Here is a 2,933-nt window from a genome sequence, read left to right on the forward strand (position 1 = left end):
TCCAGCGGGTTGAGCCCCTCGGCCTTGCCGGTCAGCACCGGAGCGGCTGGCATCGACAGCGGTGCAGGCGCAGGCGTCGGCTGTGGCCGACCAGCGTCCGGGCGGAAGGGATCTCCACCACGGCCACCGGGCGTCGGCATGAACTGGGTACGATCGTCGTTACTCATCGCGGTTTATCCTCGGATCGCCCAGAACGCCAGGTTCAGCCCTGGGAACTGGCCGGCGATGTGGAACGCAAAGCCGCCGGAGTTGCTCAACTGTTGCCAGTGATCGCTGCCCCGGTCGAGCTCGTAGTAAGTGGAGCCGGCGTGGTACGGCAGCTGCCGTGGCGCCACCGGCAACGGCAGCAGGCCGATGCCCGGCAGTTGCAGGTTGACCAGGTCGCGGATGTGCTCCACCGAACCGACCTTGCTCTGCTGGCCGAAGCGGCCGCGCAGGGTCTCGGCCGGCACGTCGGCGCGCACCACCAGGATGAAACTGGCACTGTCGAGCAGGGTCTTGTCGGCCAGCATCGCCACGTGGATGCCGTAGGCTTTCTCGACAATCGGAATCGGTGTCGCCTTGCTGTCGATCAGCATCGACAGGGCTTCGCGCAGGGCCTGCATCACGGGCGCGTAGCTGAGCGCCAGGTCATCGTGCTGGTAAGACGGGTATTGCTGCGGTCGTCGCCCGGACGCGGTGAACGTGGAGAACTCCCCGGCCAGGCTCACCAGTTCGCTGTAGAAACGCTCAGGATGCAGCGGGCTCAACTGGCTCAGGTGCTGGATCAGCGGCTGGGCGCGGTTGACCAGTTGCAACAGCATGAAATCGGCAATTTCCGAGGCACCACCGGCGCCAGACGCCACCACCCGCCCGGCCAGGGCTTCGCCGCGTTGATGCAGCAGGCCCAGCAGTTCACTGCGGAACGCCGCCAGCGGCTTGGAGGCGATCACATCCAGCAGCGGCGGGATGTAGGCGTCGTCGAGCACCAATGCACGGTCGGCGCGTTTTTCCTTGATGCGCACCACGCCGATGGCGGCGTAGTCGCCGATGCCATCCTGTTCGGTCAACAGCCGCAGCGCCCGCGAGCCGAGGGCCACCGGTGCGCGGTTTTCGAACGGTGCGTTGTCGTCGCGCACTTCGCACACCTGGCTCACATAACGCGCAGCGCCGAGGTCTTCACCTTCGTCCACGGTGTCCCGGGCGCCGGCGCGCTTGAGCGGCAAGGCCAGGTACACCAGGCCATCGCGCAGGTTGTCGTCGACGTTCAATGGGATCGGCGCCAGGTCATCCTGGGGAATGTTGAAGGGCGTACCGTCCGGCAACAGGCCGCGCGCCGAGATGATTGCCAGCTTGCCCTGGGCCAGCAGGCCCTGGTCGATCAGCAATTCGGAAAAACCCCAGGCGCCGGCCGACAAGGGGCGGCTGCGTGCGTCGATGAGGTTTTCCAGGTAACGGTCATGCTGTTGGAAGTGCTGCGTTCCAATGAACATGCCTTCCGACCAGACCACGCGATTGTTCCAGGACATGGGGGCTCCGATTGCTTATTGGGCAGGGCTGGATGGGGGGACGACGACGGCGCTGCGCACGGCGCGCACATCGAGGCTGATCTGGTATTCGGTGTATTCGCGCGCCGGGACATTCATCACCGTGCGCCACAGCGACTGGTCCAGCTCGCGATAGCCCACCAGTATTCCGATGTGCCGCGTGGCCGGGTCGAGGTCGCGTTGCAGGCTCAGTTGCTGGCCGGGCTGGACCAGCACTTCGTCCTGGTCGATGAGGTCGGCGCCCAGCGTGGCCTGGGCCCGTTCGGCCAGGGCGAAATAATCGGAACGGCCGAAGGTGGCGGCATTTTTCAGTTCGAAAATGCGCACCCGGACCGGGGCCGGCTGGCCGGTGGCGCCGGGGTTGAGGCCGGCAATGGCGTGAAAGTGCAGCTCGATGGCGGCGGTGTCGGCCTCAGCTTCTTCGGGCTGGGGGTTGGCCGCATCCTTGGCGCACGCCGTCAGCAGAAGCACGGTGGCGACTGCGAGTAAAAACCTGGGAATCATCCTGCGTCCTCAATGACGTTTGAGCTATCCGTTGTGTGCCGATCAATCTTGTTATGGGACGGCGCCGCTTAGCGGCGTCGCTGTCGCGTACTGTGTTCTTCGTAGGCGCGGCTGAACTCGCGACCGAACAGGTCCTGGAAATCCTCTTGGGCCTCCCGGGAAATGTTGCTGTAGAGCTCGGTGAACTGCTGCCAGTACTGGGCCTGTCGCGAGCCGCTGAAAATACCCGAGAGCCCACCGGGCTTGGCCATGCGTTCTTCCAGTTGCGCCGGCTCGAAGCGCCCCAGCAAATGCTTGATGGCCGCTTCCACACCGGCCATCACCGCCAGTTGGTGAGCCCGCAAGTCATCGAAACTGTCACGCACCGCCGCGTCCGGGGCCATGAACGCCTGGTTGCCGTGGCGCAACAGCAACAGCAGGGCTTCATCGACATTGGGGGCGAATTTCAGCGGGTTGTTTTCCACCGGCTGGATCATCGTCTGTTGGATACGGAACTCACCCTTGAGGCTGCTGCGGGCGCGCAAGACATCGATCAGGCCTTCGACCATCAACCGATAACTGCGCCCGATGCTCTCCATCTGCGCTTCGGCGTTGGCCTTGTCCAGGCGCAACTGGTCCAGCCCGGCACCGCGCAGGAACGCTTGCAGCAAGTCGGGCTGGTTGGCCTCGACCGGGGCGGCTGAAACAACCGGGGCAACCGGAGCAACCGGAGCAACCGGAGCAACTGGAGCAACTGGAGCAACTGGAGCTGCGACCGGGGGCTCGACGCGGGTGACCGACGCTTCAGGCACGGGTGGCGGCGGCGGTGCACTGATTTCAGCAAAGATGTCGGCGAGCGGAGCCTGCGGGGCAGACGTCGCGACCGGCTCAACCACCGGCGGTAGCGGCACAGGCGGCGGGGCC

General features: G+C 65.3%; 3 protein-coding genes and 1 pseudogene. All 4 read right to left on the reverse strand.

The window, feature by feature from the left end:
* Nucleotides 1–167, reverse strand: a pseudogene (locus CFII68_RS27320) (type VI secretion system protein TssL); the annotation flags it as partial.
* A 6-nt stretch (nucleotides 168–173) separates the two neighbouring features.
* Nucleotides 174–1,508: a type VI secretion system baseplate subunit TssK gene (tssK, locus tag CFII68_RS25635; RefSeq protein ID WP_018600114.1), complete on the reverse strand. Its 1,335-nt coding sequence runs from the start codon at nucleotides 1,506–1,508 to the stop codon at nucleotides 174–176.
* Nucleotides 1,509–1,523: 15 nt separating this feature from the next.
* A complete protein-coding gene (gene tssJ, locus CFII68_RS25630) occupies nucleotides 1,524–2,030 on the reverse strand; it encodes a type VI secretion system lipoprotein TssJ (protein ID WP_018600116.1) in 507 nt (168 codons plus the stop codon).
* A 68-nt stretch (nucleotides 2,031–2,098) separates the two neighbouring features.
* The coding region (tagH, locus tag CFII68_RS0125700; protein ID WP_033062316.1) for a type VI secretion system-associated FHA domain protein TagH at nucleotides 2,099–2,933 on the reverse strand (835 nt) is incomplete at its 5' end.

The sequence above is a fragment of the Pseudomonas sp. CFII68 genome (assembly GCF_000416195.1).
Taxonomy (GTDB): Bacteria; Pseudomonadota; Gammaproteobacteria; order Pseudomonadales; family Pseudomonadaceae; genus Aquipseudomonas; species Aquipseudomonas kilonensis.